The following is a 3104-nucleotide window of genomic DNA, read 5'->3' as shown; positions in this document are numbered from 1 at the left end:
TAAATGATGGTCAATTATTTTTAAACTTCGCTTAACCCGAACTCAGGTTAATTAAAAAAGATAAAGACACGCCATAATAGCGTGTCTTTTTTGCGAAATGACAATAAAATTTGTTTATATGTATTTAACTACGTAGGTTTGTACTTAATTAACTGAAATATGAAAAAAGAAATCAAGACAATAGGAAATGCCTATTCTGAACAGGCGATTGATCTGATCCTGAACATTCAGCAAAAAGAATTTAATATCCCTATTACAATCAAAGATCAGCCGGATCTCAAACAGATTGAAAGTTTTTATACCGCGAATGGGGGCAATTTTTGGGGAACTTTTGTGGATGGTGAGCTTGTGGGGACCATAGCATTAGTAAAATTTGATGATAATGCAGGGGCGGTCAGAAAAATGTTTGTAAAAAAAGAATTTAGGGGAAAAGAACTGAATATTGCCCAGAATTTATTGGAAGAACTGATTACTTATTGTTGTGCAAACGGAATAAAAGAAATATTTTTAGGAACCGTTTCGGTGCTTATGGCTGCCCGGCGTTTCTATGAACGAAACGGCTTTAAATTGGTGGAAAAAGAAGATCTTCCGGCAAAATTCCCTTTAATGAGTGCGGATAATATTTTTTATTCATTAGAATTAAATTGTACGAAATGAATGTAATCAACGAATCAGGTATTCTGGCATTATCGACAAGGCTACAACGTCTCAGCGAACAGCTGCGTAAAGACGGAGCACTTATTTACAAAGCTTTCGGAATTGATTTTGAACCTAAATGGTTTCCTGTGATCTTCACATTATACCACAAGAATCCACTTGGGGTAATGGAAATAGCCAACGAAATAGGATATACCCATCCTTCTACGATAAGCCTTCTCAAAGAACTGGAAAAACGGAAGCTCATTATCTCCCAACGGGATAAGCAGGATGAGCGTAAGCGACTAATAATGCTTACTCCTGAAGGACTTGAACTGATAGAAAGAATGAAGCCCGTATGGGAGCTTATCTCTAAAGTTCTCAGCGAGATATCGGATAATAAGAACAACCTGCTTGCAGCTATTGAGGAAACCGAAGCAAAGATTGCCGGCCAGTCTTTTCTGCAAAGGGCCTTACAGCTGAAAAATTCAGGAGAGAAAGATTTTTAGGCTTGTTGTGTATGGCTTCATTATTTATAGCTAAAATTCAGTTAATTAGCCATTCTGCTTAAATTAAATTCAACAAAATGTTTGCAAATATATTTAAATTGCTTACTTTTGTACCGCTAAAATCAAAGAGGGGAATTAGCTCATCTGGCTAGAGCGTTAGACTGGCAGTCTAAAGGTGACGGGTTCGATCCCCGTATTCTCCACAACGGTAAAGAGTTGCAAACTTATTTGCAACTCTTTTTTATTGCATTAATGTAATAAATACATAAGATAATGATATATAATGATGTACCAAAATAATTAAACAACTTTTGATTTAAAATTTTTGGCTGATATTAATTATTTGATATATACAAAAATACTCAAAAGCATTCTTGATGAATGCTTTTTATTACGCAATAAGACAAATTAATTCAATCTCATACGAAATATTTTCAAATATAAATTACTGTTTTCTACATTAAACAAGCCACCTAACATAATAAAAAATATCTCTTAAATGTGAATTAATTATATATATTTGAAACTTAATTTTAAAAATATATTTTATGAAAAAATTAAAAAAATTATCTCGTGAAAACCTTAAAACTGTAAAAGGTGGAGAGAAACAAGTTTGGATTGCAGAATTTTGTGGTCAGACTGCTACTACAACTCAAGATTGGACTGCTGAACAAGCAAATCAATGGCTTGCTAATCTTGAAGCAAATTACTGTAATTAATATTTGTTTCATATTAATTATTTGCACTTATGACCTAATAAAGTTATAAGTGCATCTTTTTCTGCAATCAAAAATAATTCTATGTATTACTATAAAAAATCATTTCAATTATTAGCCTTATTTTTTAGTGTCTTATTTTTTTCTCAATTACATGAAAAAGATACTCTGCGTGGTGAATTTACATATTTATTAAAAGCTAAATTGAATACATTAACTCCTGATTATAGACATGAAGAATTTTTTTCATTACAAATAGGTAATAAACGTGCATTTTTTGCTAGTATTCAATCACTGAAAAGAGATTCGGTATATCAAGCACTTCCAATAAAAACTTTAGAAAATGGAGCAAAGCTATTAAGTTCAAAAGGAGTAGCCGTTCCAAAAACAAAATTTTCCTTTACTATAATACAATCAAATGAAAATATACAATATTTTAACTTAGTTGGAATGTCAATACTAACCTATAAAGAACCAATAATAAAAAATTGGAAACTTATAGATGAAACAAAAATAATCAATACAATCAATTGTAAGAAAGCAGAAGTTACTTTTAAAGGTCGGAACTGGATAGCATGGTATTCTCCTGAAATTCCGTTGCCTTATGGGCCATATAAATTTAGTGGATTGCCTGGATTAATCATTAAAATAACGGATGACAAAGGAGATTATGATTTTGAGCTTGTAAAATCTATACCTGTATCTAAATTAAAAGATAAATTAATTACCATTAAGAAAAGTAGATATACTGATGCTATAGAAACTACTCGACCGAAATTTGAAAAGGCATTAAAAGATGTTAATGCGAATTTAATTGGTGCACTTCAAAGTTCTGAAACTACCATTATACAGGGTCAAGAAATAATTAGACAAAGACAGAAAGAAAGAGAAGAAAACAAAAAATACGAAAACCCAATAGAATTAGAACAAGATTAGCAATTGCTAATCTTTTTCCGTTCGATGTTCTACAGTAAGCTGTTACCGAAGTTACATATATATATATATTAAAAAGATAATGATATATAATTAAAGCAGGGCTTAATATTCTGAGGCTGAAAAGACCATTTAGCATTCTAAAAAGAATTATTATTCACAGATTGAGGAAAAAAAATATATTTCCGAAAAGTTCACCATAAATAAACCGCTTTTAACCGGCATCTTTGTACTACTAAACATCTAAAAACATTTTTATGACAAAAAAAGAATTGACCGGCAAGGTAGTACTGATCGCCGGAGGAGGGAA

The 3104-nt window shown here is 31.4% G+C and carries 4 protein-coding genes and 1 tRNA gene; all 5 read left to right on the top strand.

The genetic code is table 11. The features are described from left to right. Positions 1-159 precede the first annotated feature (159 nt). The 5 genes from ABMQ40_RS16480 (at position 160) to ABMQ40_RS16460 (ending at position 2797) form a co-directional block, all read left to right on the top strand. A complete protein-coding gene (locus tag ABMQ40_RS16480; RefSeq protein ID WP_370901574.1) occupies positions 160-657 on the top strand; it encodes a GNAT family N-acetyltransferase in 498 nt (165 codons plus the stop codon). Then, on the top strand, positions 654-1145 hold the full coding sequence (locus tag ABMQ40_RS16475) for a MarR family winged helix-turn-helix transcriptional regulator (protein ID WP_370901572.1): 492 nt from the start codon (positions 654-656) through the stop codon (positions 1143-1145). The genes ABMQ40_RS16480 and ABMQ40_RS16475 overlap by 4 nt, the downstream gene beginning before the upstream one ends. 129 nt (positions 1146-1274) lie before the next feature. Beyond that, positions 1275-1348, top strand: a tRNA-Ala gene (locus tag ABMQ40_RS16470). A gap of 345 nt (positions 1349-1693) precedes the next feature. Further along, complete coding sequence (locus ABMQ40_RS16465) at positions 1694-1864, top strand: bacteriocin-like protein (RefSeq protein WP_370901570.1); 171 nt, start codon at positions 1694-1696, stop codon at positions 1862-1864. An 81-nt stretch (positions 1865-1945) separates the two neighbouring features. Continuing rightward, positions 1946-2797, top strand: coding sequence for a GLPGLI family protein (locus ABMQ40_RS16460; protein ID WP_370901568.1), 852 nt, complete (start codon positions 1946-1948; stop codon positions 2795-2797). Positions 2798-3104 lie beyond the last annotated feature (307 nt).

Source organism: Chryseobacterium gossypii (assembly GCF_041361455.1).
Classification (GTDB): Bacteria; Bacteroidota; Bacteroidia; order Flavobacteriales; family Weeksellaceae; genus Chryseobacterium; species Chryseobacterium gossypii.
Note: the sequence above shows the minus strand (reverse complement) of the source record. Positions and strands in the feature narration are given on the sequence as shown.